The sequence below is a fragment of the Sporofaciens musculi genome (assembly GCF_009830285.1).
GTDB lineage: Bacteria > Bacillota > Clostridia > Lachnospirales > Lachnospiraceae > Sporofaciens > Sporofaciens musculi.
Genome location: NZ_WUQX01000001.1, coordinates 4,167,649 through 4,186,784, shown reverse-complemented (window position 1 = coordinate 4,186,784; position 19,136 = coordinate 4,167,649). Strand labels below are relative to the sequence as shown.

Below are 19,136 nucleotides of genomic sequence, written 5' to 3'. Positions count from 1 at the left end.
TGGAATACATGATTAAAAAAGTATTAATTGCCAATCGCGGCGAGATTGCTGTGCGCATTATCCGCGCCTGCAGGGAAATGGGAATCGAGACGGTTGCAGTATATTCAGAGGCGGACAGGGAAGCACTCCATACAAAGCTTGCGGACGAGTCAGTCTGTATCGGTCCGGCTCCATCCTCGGAAAGCTATCTGAGTATGGACCGCATCATCAGCGCAACTATTATAACAGGCGCTGACGCCATACATCCAGGTTTTGGTTTTCTGTCGGAAAACAGCAGATTTGCAGAGCTGTGTGAGCACTGTAACATTACATTTATCGGTCCGGATTCTAAAGTCATTGGAAAGCTTGGAAACAAGCAGGAGGCAAGGAACACTATGGCAGAGGCTGGCGTTCCGGTCATTCCTGGAAGCACAGAGCCAATCTATGACGCCAAAACAGGGGCCAGGATTGCAGAGGAAATCGGCTATCCGGTCATTGTAAAGGCAGCGCTTGGCGGCGGCGGAAAAGGGATGCGCGTTGCCAACGGGCCAGAGGAATTTGAGCAGAGCTTCCAGACTGCACAGAAGGAAACCCAGATGGCCTTTGGTGACAACACCATGTATATCGAGCATTTTGTACAGCATCCAAGGCATATTGAGTTCCAGATTTTGGCGGACCATTACGGGAATGTGGTGCACTTAGGCGAGCGCGACTGTTCTATCCAGCGTAATCACCAGAAGATGTTAGAGGAGTCGCCATCCGTCGCCCTATCAGAAAAGCTTAGGGAGAAGATGGGAGAGGCGGCGGTTAAGGCGGCCAAGGCGGCAGGCTATCAGAATGCCGGAACCATCGAGTTTCTTCTGGAAAAAAGCGGGAACTTTTATTTTATGGAAATGAATACCCGTATACAGGTGGAGCATCCGGTGACAGAATGGGTGACCGGAATCGATTTAATCAAGGAACAGATTCGGATTGCATCTGGAAAAAAGCTTCCGTTTACCCAAAGGGATATTCGCCTGACAGGTCATGCCATCGAATGTCGGATTAATGCAGAGAATCCAGCCAAGGGCTTCAGGCCGTCTCCCGGAACGATTACGGATATGTATCTGCCGGGCGGGAAAGGAATCCGCATTGACTCTGCTATTTACAGCGGGTATACCATTCCACCCTACTATGACTCTATGGTGGCAAAGCTGATTGTATGGGCGAAGAATCGGGGCGAAGCAGTCAGAAAGATGCAAAGCGCCTTAGGAGAGGTAATCATTGAGGGAATTGAAACCAATGTGGACTACCAGTATGAGATTTTAAGTCAGCCGGATTATCTTTCAGGTAATTTTGATATTGAGTTTATAGCGGAAAATGAAGGGAACATTTTATGAAGCTGGACAATGTGTTTAAAAAGACCAGGATTTCGTCTGGAAGAAAAGGATATATTTCGTTGAATTTGACAAAACCGGAGGTGCCGGAGGGGCTTTTGCGGAAATGTAATAAATGCGGCGGCGCAATCATTGCAAAAGATGTGAAGGACGACTATTATATCTGCCCTAAATGCGGAGGATATTTTCGGGTACACGCATACCGCCGGATTGAGATGGTGGTAGACGCCGGAACATTCGAGGAATGGGATGAGTGCCTCACAGCCCCGAATCCCCTTCAGTATAAGGGATATGAGGAGAAGTTAAGCACGCTTCAGGAGAAGACAGGTCTTAAGGAGGCAGTCGTCACAGGAAAGGCGCAAATTGACGGAACAGAAGTGGTATTAGGTGTCTGCGATGGACGTTTTCTTATGGCCAGCATGGGAGAAGCGGTTGGCGAGAAGATTGCCAGAGCAGTAGAGAGAGCCACAAAAGAAGGGCTTCCAGTCATTCTGTTTGCCTGCTCCGGCGGAGCAAGGATGCAGGAGGGAATCATCTCACTGATGCAGATGGCAAAGACCTCGGCTGCGCTTAAGCGGCACAGCGACGCAGGGCTTCTGTACATCAGTGTTTTGACGGACCCCACCACCGGCGGCGTGACGGCCAGCTTCGCCATGCTGGGTGATGTGATTCTGGCTGAGCCAAAGGCATTGATTGGATTTGCGGGACCCAGAGTGATTGAGCAGACCATTGGACAGAAGCTGCCGAAGGGCTTTCAACGGTCAGAGTTTCTTCTGGAGCATGGTTTTATAGACGGTATTGTAGAACGGCATCAGTTGAAGGAAACACTTTCGCAGATTTTGAGGCTGCATGAAGATGGAAAAGCCTGGAATGATAGGGAAGCGGCAGGCGCTGAGGAGGAAGGTGAAAAAGCCTCTTTGGGCGATGCGGCTGTCAATAATAAACTTGCCAAAGCCTGGGATCGGGTCCAGTTGTCACGTATGAAGGACCGTCCGGTGGGAAGCGATTATATCAGGGAATTGTTCACAGACTTTATAGAACTCCATGGTGATCGGTATTTTGCGGACGACAAGGCCATTATCGGAGGTATTGGCAGGTTTCGGGGACTTCCGGTGACGGTGATTGCACAGGCGAAGGGAACGAACACTAAGGAGAATATTGAGCGTAATTTCGGTATGCCGTCTCCGGACGGATATAGAAAAGCCCTGCGGCTGATGAAGCAGGCAGAAAAGTTCTGCCGGCCGGTCATCTGCTTTGTGGACACTCCGGGCGCGTTTTGCGGGCTTGAGGCAGAAGAACGGGGGCAGGGAGAAGCGATAGCCAGAAATATTTATGAGATGTCCGGCTTAAAGGCTCCGGTACTTTCTATTATTATTGGAGAAGGGGGAAGCGGCGGCGCGCTTGCCATGGCGACGGCAGATGAAGTGTGGATGCTTGAAAACTCCGTCTATTCCATTCTGTCTCCGGAGGGCTTCGCCAGTATCCTTTGGAAAGACAGCTCTAAAGCAAAGGACGCGGCGGATGTAATGAGGCTGACGGCTGAGGATTTGTATCAGATGGGAATCGTGGAGCAGGTGTTTGCAGAACCAGCCCCCTATACCATTGAAAATCTGAAAGAGGTAACATGCAGGCTGGCAGATAAGATAGAAGAATTTTTGAAGCGATACGGTAAAATGTCTGAGGCAGAGCTTATGGAACACAGATATGACAGATTCCGCAAGATGTGATGTGCATGGCTTGCGAGAGTAGGAGAATAACCATGAAAGAGCATAGGTTAAAAATAGGAAATATAGAAGCAGAGGTTCCGATTTTGCAGGGAGGAATGGGAGTAGGCATCAGTCTTGGAAATCTGGCAGGAGCAGTTGCGAAAGTGGGCGGCATTGGGGTAATCTCTGCCGCCCAGATTGGTTTTCGGGAGCCGGATTTTGATACGGACCCCAAAGCGGCCAATCTAAGGGCAATTAAGAAAGAATATGAGAAGGCAAGGGCAATCGCGCCAAAGGGAATCATCGGGTTCAATCTCATGGTGGCGATGCGATGTTATGAGGAGTATGTGAGGGCGGCGATTGACGCAGGGGCAGACATGATTATTTCCGGAGCAGGACTGCCTATGGATTTGCCGAAGATTGCGGGAGAGTCTGATGTGAAGCTGGCTCCGATTGTATCTACGGAGAAATCCGCGAAGGTTATTTTGAAATATTGGGGGAAGAAGTACGGACGTATGCCGGATTTGTTGGTGATGGAAGGGCCGAAAGCAGGCGGTCATCTGGGATTTTCAAAGGAGCAGCTTACAGACTATGGAAAGGATGAGGCGTACGATTTAGAAGTACGGAAGGTTCTGGATACTGTGAAAATGTACGAGGAACAATTTAAATGCAGCATACCCGTTGCCCTTGGAGGCGGGATTGAGAATCGTGAACAGGCTATGCATGCCTTTTCCCTTGGAGTCAGCGCTATACAGGTAGCCACAAGATTCGTTACTACAGAGGAGTGCGACGCCGATATCCGCTACAAGGAGGCATATATTAACGCGAAAAAAGAGGATATCGCTATCGTAAAAAGTCCTGTTGGGATGCCTGGCAGGGCGATTATGAATCCATTTATGAAAAAGGTTATGGCAGGCCAACGAATTTCCCACAGTCCATGTCATCGCTGTCTGAATCACTGTAATCCGGCAGATATTCCCTACTGTATTACGGATGCTCTGATTCATGGGGCTAAAGGTGAGGTGGATGATGCGTTATTGTTCTGCGGCGCCTATGCTTATAAAGCAAAAGGATTGGAAACTGTAAAAGAAGTTATTGATTCTCTGATGCCCTAGAGGGTATAATAGAGAATAGCGAGACTGTGAACTTGGCAGATTAAGGAGTTTAGGAATGGATAAGGCATATGTGACGATTAATAATGTCCTGGTAAATCTTATCAACGAGATTTGGGAGCTTGAGGAGAAGGCGATCATTACGGAGGAATTCAAGGATCTGACCAATAATGATATGCATGTCATCGAGGCAGTCGGCACAGGAGACGGTAAGAATATGTCTTCCATTGCCAGGAAGCTGAATATTACAGTGGGTTCTCTGACGACCGCCATGAATAGCCTTGTGAATAAAAAATATGTAGAACGCCACAGAAGCGAGGAAGACAGAAGGGTGGTGTTCGTGAAGCTGACTCCGAAGGGAATTAGAGCCTTCAGGCATCATGAGGACTATCACAGGCAGATGACCCAGGCTGTAGTGGATAAGCTGGACGAGACGGAGATGCCGGTGCTTTTAAAGACCCTGGACGCATTGGCGGAGTTTTTTGCCGGCTATAGTAAGAAAAAAGAACGGTGAGAGGAAAGAGAGGGAGAGCCATGTATGAGGAAGAAGTAAAAAAGCTGCAGGAGATTATAGACGACAGCAGCAATATGGTGTTTTTCGGAGGGGCAGGCGTATCCACCGAGAGTAATATTCCGGATTTCAGGAGTGCGGACGGTCTGTATCACCAGGAATATCGGTATTCTCCAGAGCAGATTGTAAGCCACAGCTTTTTCGTCCAGAATACAAAAGGGTTCTATGAATTCTACAAAGAGAAGATGATGTTTCTGGAGGCGAAGCCCAATCCGGCTCACTTAAAGCTTGCCGAGCTTGAGGCGGCAGGGAAATTATCGGCTGTGATTACCCAGAACATCGACGGGCTTCATCAGGCGGCGGGCAGTCGGAACGTACTGGAATTACATGGCAGCATCCTTCGTAACTATTGTCAGAAGTGCGGTCATTTCTATGACGCGGCATATGTGAAGAACTCTGAAGGGGTTCCCAAGTGCTCATGCGGCGGGGTGGTGAAGCCGGATGTTGTTCTTTATGAGGAGGGGCTTGACTCTACAGTGATAAAGAGGAGTATCCAGGCGATTGGCAGCGCGGATACGCTGATTATTGGAGGAACTTCGCTGGTGGTTTATCCTGCGGCGAGCTTTATTGATTATTTCCGTGGAAAACATCTGGTTGTAATCAATAAGAGCGCGACGGCAAGGGAGGTCGGGGCCGAGCTTACGATAGGGGCGCCGATTGGGGAAGTGCTGAAGCAGATTACGGTAAGATAAAGTTTGATTATGATTCACCTGTCTTGGAAGATGCTAAGACGGGTGAATCATCTGTGCGTTGGAGAAAAATATGTTAAATGAGAGACAGTTTTTATCGATTCGGGAGATGACCGCAGGTGGTTTATTTGCGGCGCTCATTGCCTCCGGAGCCTTTATTAAGGTAACGCTGCCCACAGAACCTTTTCCCATGCATTTTACGTTACAGTGGTTCTTCGTTCTGCTGGCAGGGCTTCTGCTGAATAAGAGGCTGGCGGGGGCCAGCGTGGGGGTATATCTTCTGGTTGGACTTTCAGGAGTGCCTGTATTTGCAGCAGGGGGCGGGCCGTCTTATCTGCTTCGCCCTACGTTCGGATATTTGCTTGGTTTCGCTGTGTCAGCGTATATGATGGCCTGGATGTGTGAAAACATTCGGATTCTGAATTATATGAAATTACTGCTGGTTTCGACAGCAGGATTATTGGTGTATTATGGAATCGGGATGCTGTATTATTGGCTGGTCTGCCGCATTTTAATCTCTCAGGAGGTTACGTGGCAGATTCTTTTGTTTCAATGCTTTTTGCTGACTGTGGGGGAGGATTTTATTCTCTGTGTGGCAGCGGTGAGTGTGGCGGCGAAGCTGAGGGGGCTAATCAGGAGGACGCTATACTAAGGGATTAGGGGAGATGTGTATGAGGAAAATCAGGATTGGGACACGAAAGAGCAGACTTGCCTGTATCCAGGCGCAGATGGTGGCAGATTATATCGAAACTCATTGTGAGGGATATGAGGCCGAGCTGGTGACGGTAATGACGACCGGCGACAGGATTCTGTCTAAGAGGCTTGATGAGATTGGGGGCAAAGGGCTGTTTGTCAAGGAATTGGATACATTTTTACTGGAGGGATATACAGATTTGTCCGTACATTCTCTGAAAGACATGCCTATGGAAATCGCGCCGAATATTCCCATTATTGGATATTCGGCGCGGGAGGATGCAAGGGATGTGCTTGTTCTGCCAGAGGGGACAACAGAATATGAATATGGCGGGCCTATTGGCTGCTCCAGCAACAGAAGGAGCCTGCAGCTTAAGAAGATTTATCCCAATGCAGAGCTTCAGACGATTCGAGGAAATGTTTTAACCAGACTTGAGAAGCTGGATGGCGGAGAATATGGCGCGTTGGTTCTGGCGGCGGCGGGGTTAAAAAGGCTGGGACTTGAAGGAAGGATTAGCAGGTATTTCACCACAAAGGAGATGGTTCCGGCAGCAGGCCAGGGAATTCTCTGCATCCAGGGGAGAGCAGAGGAGGACTATGGATTTCTGCAGGGATTTTTTGATGAGAAGGCGAAGGAATGTGCCATTGCAGAACGGGCATATATAGCCTACTTAAACGGCGGCTGTTCCTGCCCCATTGGAGTGTATGCGGAGCATCTTGATGAGAAATGGATGCGCGTAAGAGGGCTGTATTATAATGATGAGACAGGCGAGTATGGGAAAATGTGCATATCTGGTGACAGGTCCCAGGCGGAAGGCCTGGGAGTTTCTTTGGCACAGGAATTGAAGCGGAATGTAGATTGGATATTTTAATGTATCGGGAGGCTGTGTCGTCAGAGATACGGCTTCAATTATATGTATAACGGGGGTAGTAAATGGGAGATGTTAGAGAAGCAGGAAAGGTGTGGCTTGTGGGGGCCGGTCCCGGTTCATGCGAGCTTTTGACGGTGAAGGCAGAGAGGCTTTTGAGGGAAGGAGACTGTATTGTATATGACAGGCTTGTGGGCGATGAGGTGCTGAGTATGATACCTGCAGGCAAGAAGATGATTGGCGTTGGAAAATCTGCGGGAAAACATGGGGCGCCCCAGGAGGAGATTAACCGGATACTGATTAGAGAGGCAAAGCTTGGGAAAAAGGTTGTGCGTCTGAAGGGAGGCGATCCCTTCTTGTTCGGCCGCGGCGGGGAGGAGGCGGAGGCTCTGTGTCGGGCGGGAATTTCCTTTGAGGTGGTTCCGGGAATCTCATCTTCCCTTTCAGTACCGGCCTACAATGGGATTCCTGTGACACACAGAGACTATGTGTCGGATGTACATATTGTCACCGGACATCATCGGGCAGGAAAAAGCCAGACGATTCCCTATGAGGCCCTTGTTAAGACCCAGGGAACCCTGATATTTCTCATGGGTGTGAGTGCATTGGAGGATATTATGAAAGGTCTTGAACATGGGGGAATGGATAAGAATACGCCGGCGGCAATCCTTGAGCAAGGGACAACGGCCAGACAGAGAAGAATTGTGGCAACAGTAGGAACGCTGGCCAAGGCGGCGCGAAAGAGGCAGATAAAAGCTCCTTCTACGATTGTTGTGGGAGAGGTATGCGCACTGGCAGAGCAGTTTGCATGGTACCATAAGCTTCCATTGTTCGGGGAAAAGCTTATCGTCACGCGTCCAAAAGAACGGGATACCAGATTACAGGAGAGGTTAAGGGAGATGGGGGCTGAGGTGCTGACTGTGCCGACGATTCGCACAGTACCAATCCAGGATGAAGGCCGGCTTAAGGAGATTGAGGCAGAGATGAAAGAGCTCTTTAAGTATCAGGTATTGGTTTTCACATCCCCTTATGGCGTTGAAAGATTCTTTGAGTTACTGCTGGAAAATGGCAGGGATGTACGGGCGTTATCCCATATGCGGTTCGCAGCGATTGGAGGGGGCACCGCAGAGGAATTAAGGAAAAGAGGTATCCAGGCAGATTATGTACCTGAACATTATGACGGGATTTCCCTTGGAAAACTGCTTGCAGGAAAGCTTACAGACGGGACAAGACTTCTGCTTGCAAGGTCCTCGCGGGGAGGTGCTGAGCTTCTTCAAGAGATAGAGAGGAATCCGAAGTTAAGTTATCGGGAGCTTGCTGTTTATGATACGGAATTTTCCATGGAAAGAGGGGAGATGCTTCGCTCATTTATGGAAAATGGTTCGGTTACCGGCGTAATCTTTACCAGCAGTTCAACAGTGGAGGGCTTCTGCCGTATGTTGGGGGATTTCCCATATGAAACGGTGCGCGCCGTGTGTATCGGAGAGAAGACGCAGCAGGCGGCAATAGAAGCAGGAATGCAAACGGACGTTGCTAAGAATGCGACGGTGGAGGCGTTAGCTGCGTGTGTATAGATGGAACTGGCGGGAGGCGTTGAAATGACGGAAATCTATTACATTGAAGATGATGAAAATATTGCGAGAATGGTGAAGGAATATCTGGTAAAAAAGGGGTATTCTGTCTCTGTGTTTCGGACGCTTCAGGAAGGAAAAAGGGGATTTATGCGTCAGGTTCCAGAGCTTGCGCTGGTTGACTGGAATCTGCCGGATGGGAAGGGGAATGACCTGTTAAGGTGGATTCGTTCCAGATGGGTGGAGGTTCCGGTTATTTTTCTGACTGTACGGAATGATACCTGTGATATTGTAGCCGGATTCGAGGAGGGGGCCGACGACTATGTGGTGAAGCCCTTTGAGCTGGAGGTTTTGTATTCACGTGTTCGGGCTTTGCTTCGCAGGACAAGGGAGGTGTCAGGACGCTATCTGTCCTGCGGCAGTATTTCCCTGGATAAAAAAGCAATGGCAGTTTTTTACCAGGGGGAGGAGATTTCCGTAAGCCAGGCAGAGTATCAGATTTTACTGCTTTTGATGACGAACAAGGGGAAGACCGTTACAAGGGAGAGTCTTCTTTTGCAAGTATGGGACAAAAACGGGAACTATGTAAATGACAATACGCTGACGGTGGCGATTAAGCGTTTGCGGGAGAAGCTTCACCAGCCGTCTTGCTTGAAAACGATTCGCAGTTTTGGGTATCGCATGGAGGAGGATGCATGGATACAAGAGTAAAAGGCAGAATGACGCTTATGCTTGCGCTGTCAGTCAGTTTTGCGATAACTGCACTGACAGCGATTTTTCTAAGTCATTATTTTGCTCAAAAGCAGTTTCAGATGTTGGGAAATGTCTGTGGACAGGTAATGGAACGTTGTCCGGACTCGAAGCATGTAATTTTGGAGGTGTTAAAAAAAAGAGAAGCATTTGCCGCGGTAACTGTAAGTGAAAATATACTTACGTCCTTCGGTTATCGTTCATGGGATTTTCTAACTGTGGGTCCCATGGCGATTGGGGGCGCTGCCGTGGGATTAGGGGCAGGCATTTTTCTGTTTCTTTACAGGCTTCAGTACGGTAGAAGGAAAATGGAAGAACGGATCAATATGCTGACAGGCTATCTGGCGAAAATCAATACAGGAGGCAAAGGTCTGCTTTGGGACAGGTGGGAGGATGAATTTTCTGGATTGCAGGACGAGATTTATAAAACTGTGACTATGCTTTACCAGACCAGGGATAGGGCTCTGGCGGCAAGGAATAACTATGCAGAAAATCTTGCCAACATTGCCCACCAGCTAAAGACGCCCATTACGGCGCTTTCTTTGGCTGTTCAGATGATGAAGGAACAGCCTTCTGCTGATTATCCTGAACGGATGAAACGCCAGTTAGACAGGATGACCAGGCTGGAGGAGTCGCTGTTGCTTTTATCCCGCATTGATTCAGGGACGCTTATGCTTAAAAGGACCCATGTGGATGTGTTTACTGTATTAACCCTAGCTTCTGATCAGCTTCAAGAGCTTTTTGTACAGTCAGAAGTGAATGTGGATATTCCGGAAATGGGTGGGGCAGATATTTTTGTGGATTTGGATTGGACGATGGAAGCTATTATGAATCTCATGAAGAATTGCATAGAGGCATCTGAAGCCAAAGCTGTGGTTCATTGCGCTTATGAAAAGAATCCCCTCTATGTGCAGATACGGATATGGGATGAGGGAAAAGGATTTGCCAGGGAAGATATTATACGGCTGTTTGAGAGATTCTATCGGGGGAGGAATAGGAAGACTGACGGTATTGGGATCGGGCTGCCGCTTGCAAAGGCTATTGTGGAGATGCAGGAGGGAGTTCTAAGCGCATATAATCTTATGGAGGGCGGAGCCTGTTTTGAGATACGTTTTTATCCCCCACGGGAAGGCTTGCGCTAGTCACTGAGCTGTCACTTTCATTTGCTATAATGGTAACTGTCACAGGTTTTTCCTGTGGACAAATAATAGAATCAGGAGGTTGCCATGGAAATATTGAAATGTAGCCAGGTTACAAAAATTTATGGAAAAGGTGATAATCAGGTGGCTGCTTTAAACGGAATTGACCTGTCTTTTGAGAAGGGAGATTTTGTTGCGGTCGTCGGTGCGTCAGGGTCTGGAAAGTCAACGCTTCTGCATATTTTGGGAAGCGTTGATAAGCCTACAGCGGGGAGCGTGACTGTAGACGGCGTAGACATTGGAGGACTGAACCACAGGGAGGCTGCCATTTTCAGGAGGCGGAAGGTGGGGCTTATCTATCAGTTTTATAATCTGATTCCTACCTTAACTGTGGAAAAGAATATTCTTATGCCGCTTCTTCTTGATAAACGAAAGCCAGATAAGGATTATTTTGAGGAAATTGTAAACAGGCTGGGAATCCAGGATAAGCTATCTTCACTGCCTAGTCAATTATCGGGCGGCCAGCAGCAGAGAGCCGCCATTGCCAGAGCGCTCATCTACCGGCCGGCAATTCTTTTGGCGGACGAGCCTACGGGAAATCTTGATCGAAAGAATTCCGTTGAGATTATAGATTTGTTGAAGCTCTCCAACCGTGATATGAATCAAACAATTCTGCTTATTACCCATGATGAAAAAGTGGCGTTGGAGGCGGATAGAATCCTGACCATAGAAGACGGCAGAATCATCAGTGACCAGAGGAGGTGAGTAGCATGTGGAAGGATTACTCTAAGAGTTATCTGAAAAATAACAGGTCCTCCTGTGTGTCTGTGATGGCGGCCTCTTTTATTGCCACCATGTTCCTGTCTCTTTTGTGCTGTACGGCATATAATTTCTGGGTCTATGAATTGGAAAAGATTGTCAGGGAGGAAGGGGACTGGCAGGGGCGCATGGTAGGCGGGATGGATGAAGCTGATTTGTCGCTGATTCAAAATTTTGAAAATGTAGAGAGCATTGTAATGAATGGAGATGAGGCTGACATTTATTTTCAGGATATACGGACCATTTATGAGGATATGCCCTTGATTGCAGAACAGCTCGGATTGGGAGATGAGGCTGTTTTCTATCATTCCCTTCTGTTGTCCAGATATTTGGTCCATGATCCCAAGGATGATGAGCCTCCGTTATTGCTGACTTTATATCTGGGAATATTGATACTTGTATCAATATCGCTGATTCTGATTATACGGAATTCCTTTGAATTATCCATGAACGCCAGGCTTCATCAGTTTGGTATTTTATCCGGAATTGGGGCAACGCCGAGACAGATTAAGATTTGTCTTTTACAGGAAGCAGTATATTTAAGCGCCTTACCGATGCTGCTTGGCAGTCTGGCAGGCGTGGGAGTAAGCTTTTGCATAATCGGAGCTGTCAATCTGTTCGCGAAGGATTTGCCTGGACGTTACGAGGCTGTTTTTCAGTACCATCCAGCCATCTTGGCAATTACGCTGGTGGCTTCTGCTGTGACCGTGTTATTTTCTGCCTGGATACCAGCAGTAAAATTAAGCAGGATAACGCCTCTTGAAGCCATTGGGAACAGCGGAGGCTTGCAGCTTAAGAAGGAGAAACACTCTCCCTTTTTATTTTGGCTGTTTGGTATGGAGGGAGAGCTTGCAGGAAATGCATTGAAGGCCCAAAGAAAAGCTCTGCGTATATCTTCTTTGTCTCTGCTGCTGTCGTTTTTGGGGTTTTCCATAATGCTTTGCTTTACGACTCTTTCTGAGATTAGTACCAGGGAGACCTATTTTGCCCGCTATCAGGATGCATGGGATATTATGGCTACGGTAAAGGATACTGCAATCGAAGATTTTGAATTGACAAAGGAACTGAGAAAAATAGAGAGTATAGGGGAGGTTACTGTATACCAGAAGGCTCAGGGGACGACGATTATTCCAATGGATAGTCAGAGTAACGAGCTGCTTGCCCTTGGCGGACTAAGAGCCGTTGACAAAGCGGCAGAGTATGGAGAATTAGGGGAGATTAAGGTGAAAGCGCCCATTGTGGTATTGGATAATGAAAGTTTTCTTAAGTATTGTTCACAGATTGGGATTACCCCAAGCCTTGAGGGAGGAATTGTGTTAAATAAAGTCTGGGACAGTGTAAACAGTGATTATCGTCACAGGAGTTATGTGCCTTTTGTAAAGGAAGATACAAAAGAAAGTATTCTGTTTGGTTTGGGGAACACAGAAAATGGAGCAGAGCTTTCTGTTTTAGCTTATACCCAGGAAGCGCCAGCGCTGAGAGAAGAATATGAGGATTATGGACTGGTGCATTTCATCCCTGTGTCTGTCTGGGAAAATATTTCCCATCAGTTGGGGAGTGTAGAAGCGGACTGTATGATTCGGATTTTGGCAAAACAGAAGGAAGCCCTTGAAGAATTGAAGGTTTTGGAGGAGGCTGTGATGGCGGTTCTTAAGCCGTCATATATGGCGGAGAGTGAGAATCGTATCCAGGAGAAGCTGGCTAATGCCCGAATGATTAGGGGAATGAAGGTGATTTTTGGGGGATTTACTGTACTTCTTGCTGTGATTGGGATTGCCAACGTATTTTCTAATACGCTGGGCTTCCTGGGCCAGAGAAAGCGGGAATTTGCCCGCTATATGTCTATCGGAGTAACGCCGCGGGAGATGAAAAAAATATTCTGTATCGAGGGATTTGTGATTGCGGGAAGACCTTTTTTGGTCACCCTGCCCCTTACGGCTCTGTTTATTCAGTTTTCTGTAAGAGCCAGCCATTTAGAGCCTGGGGTATTCTGGGCAGAGGCTCCCATAATGCCAATTCTGTTCTTTGGCCTGACAATGATGGGCTTTGTTGCACTGGCTTATTATATTGGTGGAAAACGGATTCTGAAATGCGATTTAAATGAGGCGTTGAGAAACGACGTAATGATTTGACTTCATTGACTAAGAAAGGCGGATTATGGTAGGATAAGATCTGGCAGTATTGGCAGAAGTAAAAGAGTGAAGGGACAGGGGAGGTATCAGACCATGGAGTATACGCACCATTACGCTTCGCCATTTGGTGGAATTACGCTTGCGAGCGACAAAGAATCGCTGACGGGCTTATGGTTTGACGGTCAGAAGTATTTTGGCGCTGGGCTTTCTAAGGAGCATGAGCAGAGAGAAATGCCTGTTTTTGAACAGGCAGACAGGTGGCTTTCTATTTATTTTAGCGGAAGAGAACCAGATTTTACTCCGCCCCTATCCATGAAGGCTACCCCGTTCCAAAGAGCTGTATGGGAGATTCTGCTTACGATTCCATATGGGAAGACTATGACATATGGAGAGATAGCTAAAATAATTGCAGAGCAGAAGGGGCTTTCTCAGATGTCAGCCCAGGCAGTTGGCGGGGCGGTGGGACGCAACGCTATTTCGTTGATGATTCCATGCCATAGGGTGGTCGGGGCGAATGGCAGCCTGACAGGGTATGCCGGAGGTATCCACATAAAAGAGAAGCTGTTGATTTTGGAAAAAGGGAATAAATCAGGTGAATAGATTTTTGAAGGGGATCTTCCTCTGTTTTTGACAGATGGAAAATCCCCTTTGTTTTATTTTATGCGGAACTGGCTGATCAAGTGATTCAGTGTCTTAGCCTGGTCGGACAGTTCGTTGGAGATTGCCGCGCTTTCTTCAGCAGCGTCGGAATTTTCTTCGATTACTTTTGATACTTCTTTAATCCTGTTTTCAACAGATACGATCATCTCTGACTGCTGGACGCTGGCGAGAGAAATCTCATCCATCAGAGCTTTAATGGACTGGATACATTCATTAATAACCTGCATCGCGGATATGGCAAGGTTTGTAGACTCTGTACCAGTCTGTACATCTTGGAGTGAACGTCCAATCAACGTGCTTGTGTCTCTTGCAGCTTCGGCGGACTTGGAAGCAAGGTTTCTGACTTCATCCGATACTACGGAGAAGCCCTGGCCTGCATCGCCGGCGCGGGCGGCCTCTACCGCGGCGTTCAGCGCAAGAATGTTGGTCTGGAAGGCGATATCCTCGATGGTTTTTATAATACTGCCGATCTGGGAGGAGGACTCGTCAATGTTCCTTGTAGCTGTAATGAGCTGCTCCATCTTTGTATCTGCCTCGGCTGCATAGCCGGTTGCTTTGTCAACCAGATTGCTGGCATCGCCGCACCGGACAGCGCTGTTCTGAATCTGTGTGGTAATGTCCGTAACGTTGGACACCAGCCCGTTCATAGAATCTTTTTGATGCATGGTTCCTAAGGACAGCGCCTGAGCGCCTGCGGACACCTGGTTTGCGCCGCTGTTTACCTGATTGGCGATATGGGTAATGTCGCACATTACGTCTGTCAGGTGGGTGCGGATACTTTTCAGGCTTTCTGCCAGGACTCGGAAATCTCCGATATAATAGTCTTCGTTTTTTACCACGTCTACGGCTATGTTGCCGGCTGCCATCTCACCCAGAATCCGTCCGATATCTTCAATCGTCTTCCGCAGACAGTTGCAGACTTGATGGATTGTTTCCGCAATCATACCGATCTCGTCTGTCCTGCCGTAGAATGGTTCCAGATCACGGTCAGCGGATAACTCCAGTTTGCCCAGGCGGCTGATCGCCCGCTCCATTGCCATAAGTTCTCTGCCTTCCCTGTACAGAATGAGCAGCGTAACAAGGATGATGATTACTGCTACGGTTGCACAGAGGATTGCTACCGTGACGCGCACGATTGTGACGCGCTCATAGACCTCTGCTGAATTGTCGCGCACCATGAAGACCCAGTTACGATCTTTCAGGTATTTGTAGACCACCAGTTGGTCTACTCCGTTTTCATCCCGATAGGAATATGTACCCGCTTCTGTACTGCCGTTGGATTTGATACGGTTTATGATTTCCAGATAACCTTTGTCGGTTGTCTCTGTGTTCAGCATGGATTCGTCTTCATGATAGAGGTATGTTCCGTTCTCTACGCTTAAAAATACATACTCGCTGTGAGTCATACCTTTGATGTCCAGATTCAGCAACACATCTGTCAGGTGGCTGGCATAGACGCCTGCGCCGACATAGCCGATACAGGTCTGCCCGTCGAAAATCGGATAGTACATGGACAAAATCATACTACCGGTTCCGGGAGACTCCATGATGCCCAGATTGGTTAGCTGAGGCTGTGCAAGGATTGTTTCCTGAAACATTTCTAATGATTCTCCGGTCCGAGTGGTGATTCCGATTGCATCCGGGGAGATATGTGTCAGGACGTATGTGGATGGAGTGGCGATGTATAATCCCTCAAAGATTCCCTTGATTGCGGCAAAGTCTTCGGTATACCGTTGTGCTTCCTGCAGAAGGGCAGGATCTTCCGGATTCATTAACAGGTTGCGGACTTCACTGCTTAGGGCGAATGCCGACATGTATTCTTCGGCAGAGGAGACATAGTCGTTGATGATGGCAGCCCTGGATTCGACGGCGTCAATCATCTGGTTGGTGGCGTTGTTTTCCACCATGGAAGAGATACGGCTGGACACGATGAACCATAGCAGAATCATGCCTGTAAAAGTAATTGCCGTGGTGATTATACCGATTCTTGTTGCTAGTTTACGGTTTGCTAAAAACTTCATATGATTCCCCCTGTAAATATTTCGCACGGGTCAACACGTATGACCATATTTTTGCACAATTATTTTATCATGGCTTTACTTGTTTTTCAATATTCTTTTTTGCAGGTTATTTTAGAAAAATGGGTTTACTGTTCACTCCTGAGCCGTGCACTACGCTGCACGGCTACAGGTCAGTACAGTAATGGGGCAGAATCCGGCCTCTTGCCGTAAGACAACTTTAAATAGGCCGGATTTGTTACTGTGAACACCATGGGTGTGAACAATAACAAAATGGGAATTCTTAGCATTATCTTAATAAAAACCAGATGTAAACAACCTTTAAGTTGGTTATATCTGGTTTTCCTTTTTTTATTTGTGGTTTGACCTCTTGAAATGCATTTCATATTTCTTTGCGGCTGTCATTCCCACACCAGAAACGAGCATAAGGAGCAATAATCCTTCAATCGGTGAATGATCGCCAGTTTTAGGCGCTTTGGTCTGAGTGCTTTGTCCCGTTGTCTGTGCATTTGAAGAACCTGAAGGCTTCGGCGTCTGTCCATTATTTAAAGAACCTGAAGGCCTTTGTGGCTGTCCATTATTTGAGGTATCTCCAGGTTTTTCTGGCGGAGTATCGGGCTTGTCTGTATTGTCCGGCTTATCTGAAGTATCGGGCTTGTCTGTATCATCCGGCTTATCCGGAGTATCGGGCTTGTCTGTATCGTCTGGCTTATCCGGAGTGTCCGGTTTGTCTGTATCGTCTGGCTTATCCGGAGTGTCCGGTTTGTCTGTATTGTCCGGCTTATCTGTATCATCTGGCTTATCTGGAGTATCGGGCTTATCTGTATCATCTGGTTTATCCGGAGTGTCTGGCTTATCGGGCTTGTCTGTATCATCCGGCTTATCCGGAGTGTCCGGTTTATCTGGAGTATCGGGCTTATCTGTATCATCTGGTTTATCCGGAGTGTCTGGCTTATCAGGCTTGTCTGTATCATCTGGCTTATCCGTGTCGTCTGGATTCGCCTTCTCTGTGACTGTCAGATTCATCTGTGCTGTTCCATTTACAAAATGAATTGTGACATCATGAATTCCTTCCGTTAAAGTCTGAATATATTCTGGCTTCAGCGTAATAATCGTTGAACCGGTTTTAGCTGTATACTGGTCCTTTCCAACTTCTTTATTATCAACTGATACACCGATAAAGTCATTAAAAACAGCATCTATCTTAATGGTTACGCTGCTTGTACCGTCTTTTACGACTGTCTGGTCAGCTTCGATAATCGGGTAGTTAATTGGCGGCAAAAGCACTGGCTTCAATGCGTCCACTGCCGCATTGATGGCCTGTGCATATCCATCCACGATATCCTGCTCCCTGATATCCTTGTCACGAACTACAGCATTAATCGCTTTTTCTACTATATCAAAATTTGAATAATCGTCTTTATTCAACTCGTTTGCTTTTTCAATCGCTGCATTTACTGCACTGTAGTCTGCCTTTGGGAAAATAAGGATTCCGTTGGGATTATTACTGATTATATTATTATAAGACGGACTCCCATCTGAAGTAACAATACCAGCAATCGTAATATTATTTCCTGAAATTATCTTTCCGGCTCCAATCTCTGTCGTGCCTCCTGTCACATAGATGTCAGCTCTGGCTAGGATAGAGGCTTCACCAGCCTTCCCAGTCGAAATCACCTCAGAATCTGTCAATGTCAGATTCTTTTCCGTAAGGATACCAGGGAGCTCTTTATCTGAGCCTGCCTCTACTTTGGAACTGATAATTTCGATATCTCCATTAGAGCAGTAGAGCCCAACGTCTTCCTTAGACTGCGCGTTTAGAGTGGATTCCCTGATAACCATATGATTCTCTACAAAAGAGGCAGGGTATTTTCCTCCTTTGGCAATCACCTCCGAAGAAGCAGTCACTTCAAGGTTTGCGCACAGTAAACCGTTGTTTTGTTCTGATTCTGCTCGAACAAAGGAATTGGAAATCGTAAGATTCCCTGTCCCGATTGCCTGGTGGCTGCCTGCAATGAGCTCTAAGTTAGATTTATTTGATATATCCAGATTCCCACAGGAAATGGCATATTGATTCGCACGTTCTATTACAATATTACTCTCTGATATACTCAGATTCCCCGTAACAGCGATTCCCGCATCAACAGTATTCATGGTAATACTCGAACCGTCTGTTATTGTAAGGGAATCTGCCATAGTTGCATTGATTCCTGTTGTTTTGGGGTATGCTGTAGTGGAGCCTGGCGGCATTGTAAGTGTTATATGGGAATTGCTTATAAGGTTGTCGTTTCCGCAGATATCTATTGCATAACCGTTCACATTCCCTAAATCATCTAGTGTAACCTTAAGGTCTGCATCCTGAACAGTCAGCCCGCCGGACTCAATTTTGATACCAAAACATGCAACAGAATTAACATCCTGATTCCTGCTTGCGCGGATTGAGAGGCTGCCGCCGCCGTTTCCTAATATTTGAAATGGATTTCTACTCCATATCCCTGTGTAAGCATCGATGGAATTCTTCCCAAGTAATTCAACAGTGACACCTTCTCTTTCAATCGTAATACCATATAAGAGGGGGCTTGCAGCAGAACCCTGACTAATAACTGCATTCTCCAATGTCAGCGTCTTTGTATCAGAGTCGTAATTTGCCGAACCCTCCCCACAGGGTACGTTAAAGTTATTTGTTGTTTCAGTTATTGCTATCGTTCCGCTGTCTGCGGATGCTGCTTCCGGTTGAAAAACCCACATTAAGCCTATTGCCAAAAGCGTGCAAAATAAATTCTTTTTTCCTCTCATTCCTGTACCTTTCCTGACCTTGCTGCGACATATTCCTACCCCCATTTATTGTTTGTACCTTACATCGCAGATCATCATTTTAGTTAAAATAAACATCACTATAATTTACACTATAACATACATGTAAATAATATACAATATTTATATTTTCTTCAAATAAATTACCTCGCAGCTTTGCTGCGAGGCAGTCACCGGTATGTGAATACAATGTCGCCCATTTATATTTATTCTAACCCGTTCCATGTTTCTTTAGCCT

Annotated in this window: 15 protein-coding genes; 13 read left to right on the top strand and 2 right to left on the bottom strand. The window is 47.1% G+C overall.

The features are described from left to right. Positions 1-8: 8 nt before the first annotated feature. From GN277_RS21285 to GN277_RS21225, 13 genes are all read left to right on the top strand, one after another. Complete coding sequence (locus tag GN277_RS21285; protein WP_159753398.1) at positions 9-1,358, top strand: acetyl-CoA carboxylase biotin carboxylase subunit; 1,350 nt, start codon at positions 9-11, stop codon at positions 1,356-1,358. Next, positions 1,355-3,082 carry an acetyl-CoA carboxylase carboxyltransferase subunit alpha gene (locus GN277_RS21280; RefSeq protein ID WP_159753395.1) on the top strand — a complete coding sequence of 576 codons (1,728 nt, stop codon included), beginning with the start codon at positions 1,355-1,357 and terminating at the stop codon, positions 3,080-3,082. Before GN277_RS21285 ends, GN277_RS21280 begins: the two co-directional genes overlap by 4 nt. Positions 3,083-3,114: 32 nt before the next feature. Continuing rightward, the gene (locus GN277_RS21275) at positions 3,115-4,176 is read left to right on the top strand and encodes an NAD(P)H-dependent flavin oxidoreductase (protein ID WP_159753392.1); all 1,062 of its coding nucleotides are present in this window, start codon (positions 3,115-3,117) and stop codon (positions 4,174-4,176) included. Between the two features lie 55 nt (positions 4,177-4,231). After that, positions 4,232-4,687, top strand: coding sequence for a MarR family winged helix-turn-helix transcriptional regulator (locus GN277_RS21270; protein WP_159753389.1), 456 nt, complete (start codon positions 4,232-4,234; stop codon positions 4,685-4,687). Positions 4,688-4,707: 20 nt separating this feature from the next. Next, entirely contained in the window at positions 4,708-5,436 is a 729-nt protein-coding gene (locus tag GN277_RS21265; RefSeq protein ID WP_159757028.1) for an NAD-dependent protein deacylase, read from the top strand. A 70-nt stretch (positions 5,437-5,506) separates the two neighbouring features. Beyond that, positions 5,507-6,085, top strand: a complete 579-nt coding sequence (locus GN277_RS21260) for a biotin transporter BioY (protein ID WP_159753387.1) — start codon at positions 5,507-5,509, stop codon at positions 6,083-6,085. A gap of 19 nt (positions 6,086-6,104) precedes the next feature. Next, entirely contained in the window at positions 6,105-6,998 is an 894-nt protein-coding gene (gene hemC / locus GN277_RS21255) for a hydroxymethylbilane synthase (RefSeq protein ID WP_159753385.1), read from the top strand. Positions 6,999-7,060: 62 nt separating this feature from the next. Next, on the top strand, positions 7,061-8,569 hold the full coding sequence (gene cobA, locus GN277_RS21250) for a uroporphyrinogen-III C-methyltransferase (protein ID WP_159753383.1): 1,509 nt from the start codon (positions 7,061-7,063) through the stop codon (positions 8,567-8,569). 24 nt (positions 8,570-8,593) lie between these two features. Next, complete coding sequence (locus GN277_RS21245) at positions 8,594-9,277, top strand: response regulator transcription factor (protein ID WP_159757025.1); 684 nt, start codon at positions 8,594-8,596, stop codon at positions 9,275-9,277. Further along, the gene (locus GN277_RS21240; RefSeq protein WP_159753381.1) at positions 9,262-10,458 is read left to right on the top strand and encodes a sensor histidine kinase; all 1,197 of its coding nucleotides are present in this window, start codon (positions 9,262-9,264) and stop codon (positions 10,456-10,458) included. The genes GN277_RS21245 and GN277_RS21240 overlap by 16 nt, the downstream gene beginning before the upstream one ends. A gap of 84 nt (positions 10,459-10,542) precedes the next feature. After that, the gene (locus GN277_RS21235) at positions 10,543-11,220 is read left to right on the top strand and encodes an ABC transporter ATP-binding protein (protein WP_159753379.1); all 678 of its coding nucleotides are present in this window, start codon (positions 10,543-10,545) and stop codon (positions 11,218-11,220) included. Between the two features lie 5 nt (positions 11,221-11,225). After that, entirely contained in the window at positions 11,226-13,406 is a 2,181-nt protein-coding gene (locus tag GN277_RS21230) for an ABC transporter permease (protein WP_159753377.1), read from the top strand. Positions 13,407-13,499: 93 nt separating this feature from the next. Then, a complete protein-coding gene (locus tag GN277_RS21225) occupies positions 13,500-14,006 on the top strand; it encodes a methylated-DNA--[protein]-cysteine S-methyltransferase (protein ID WP_159753374.1) in 507 nt (168 codons plus the stop codon). 53 nt (positions 14,007-14,059) lie between these two features. On the opposite strand, the gene GN277_RS21220 is transcribed toward GN277_RS21225, so the two are convergent. Beyond that, the gene (locus GN277_RS21220) at positions 14,060-16,087 is read right to left on the bottom strand and encodes a methyl-accepting chemotaxis protein (protein WP_159753372.1); all 2,028 of its coding nucleotides are present in this window, start codon (positions 16,085-16,087) and stop codon (positions 14,060-14,062) included. 348 nt (positions 16,088-16,435) lie between these two features. Beyond that, positions 16,436-18,847 carry a hypothetical protein gene (locus GN277_RS21215; RefSeq protein WP_159753370.1) on the bottom strand — a complete coding sequence of 804 codons (2,412 nt, stop codon included), beginning with the start codon at positions 18,845-18,847 and terminating at the stop codon, positions 16,436-16,438. Positions 18,848-19,136 lie beyond the last annotated feature (289 nt).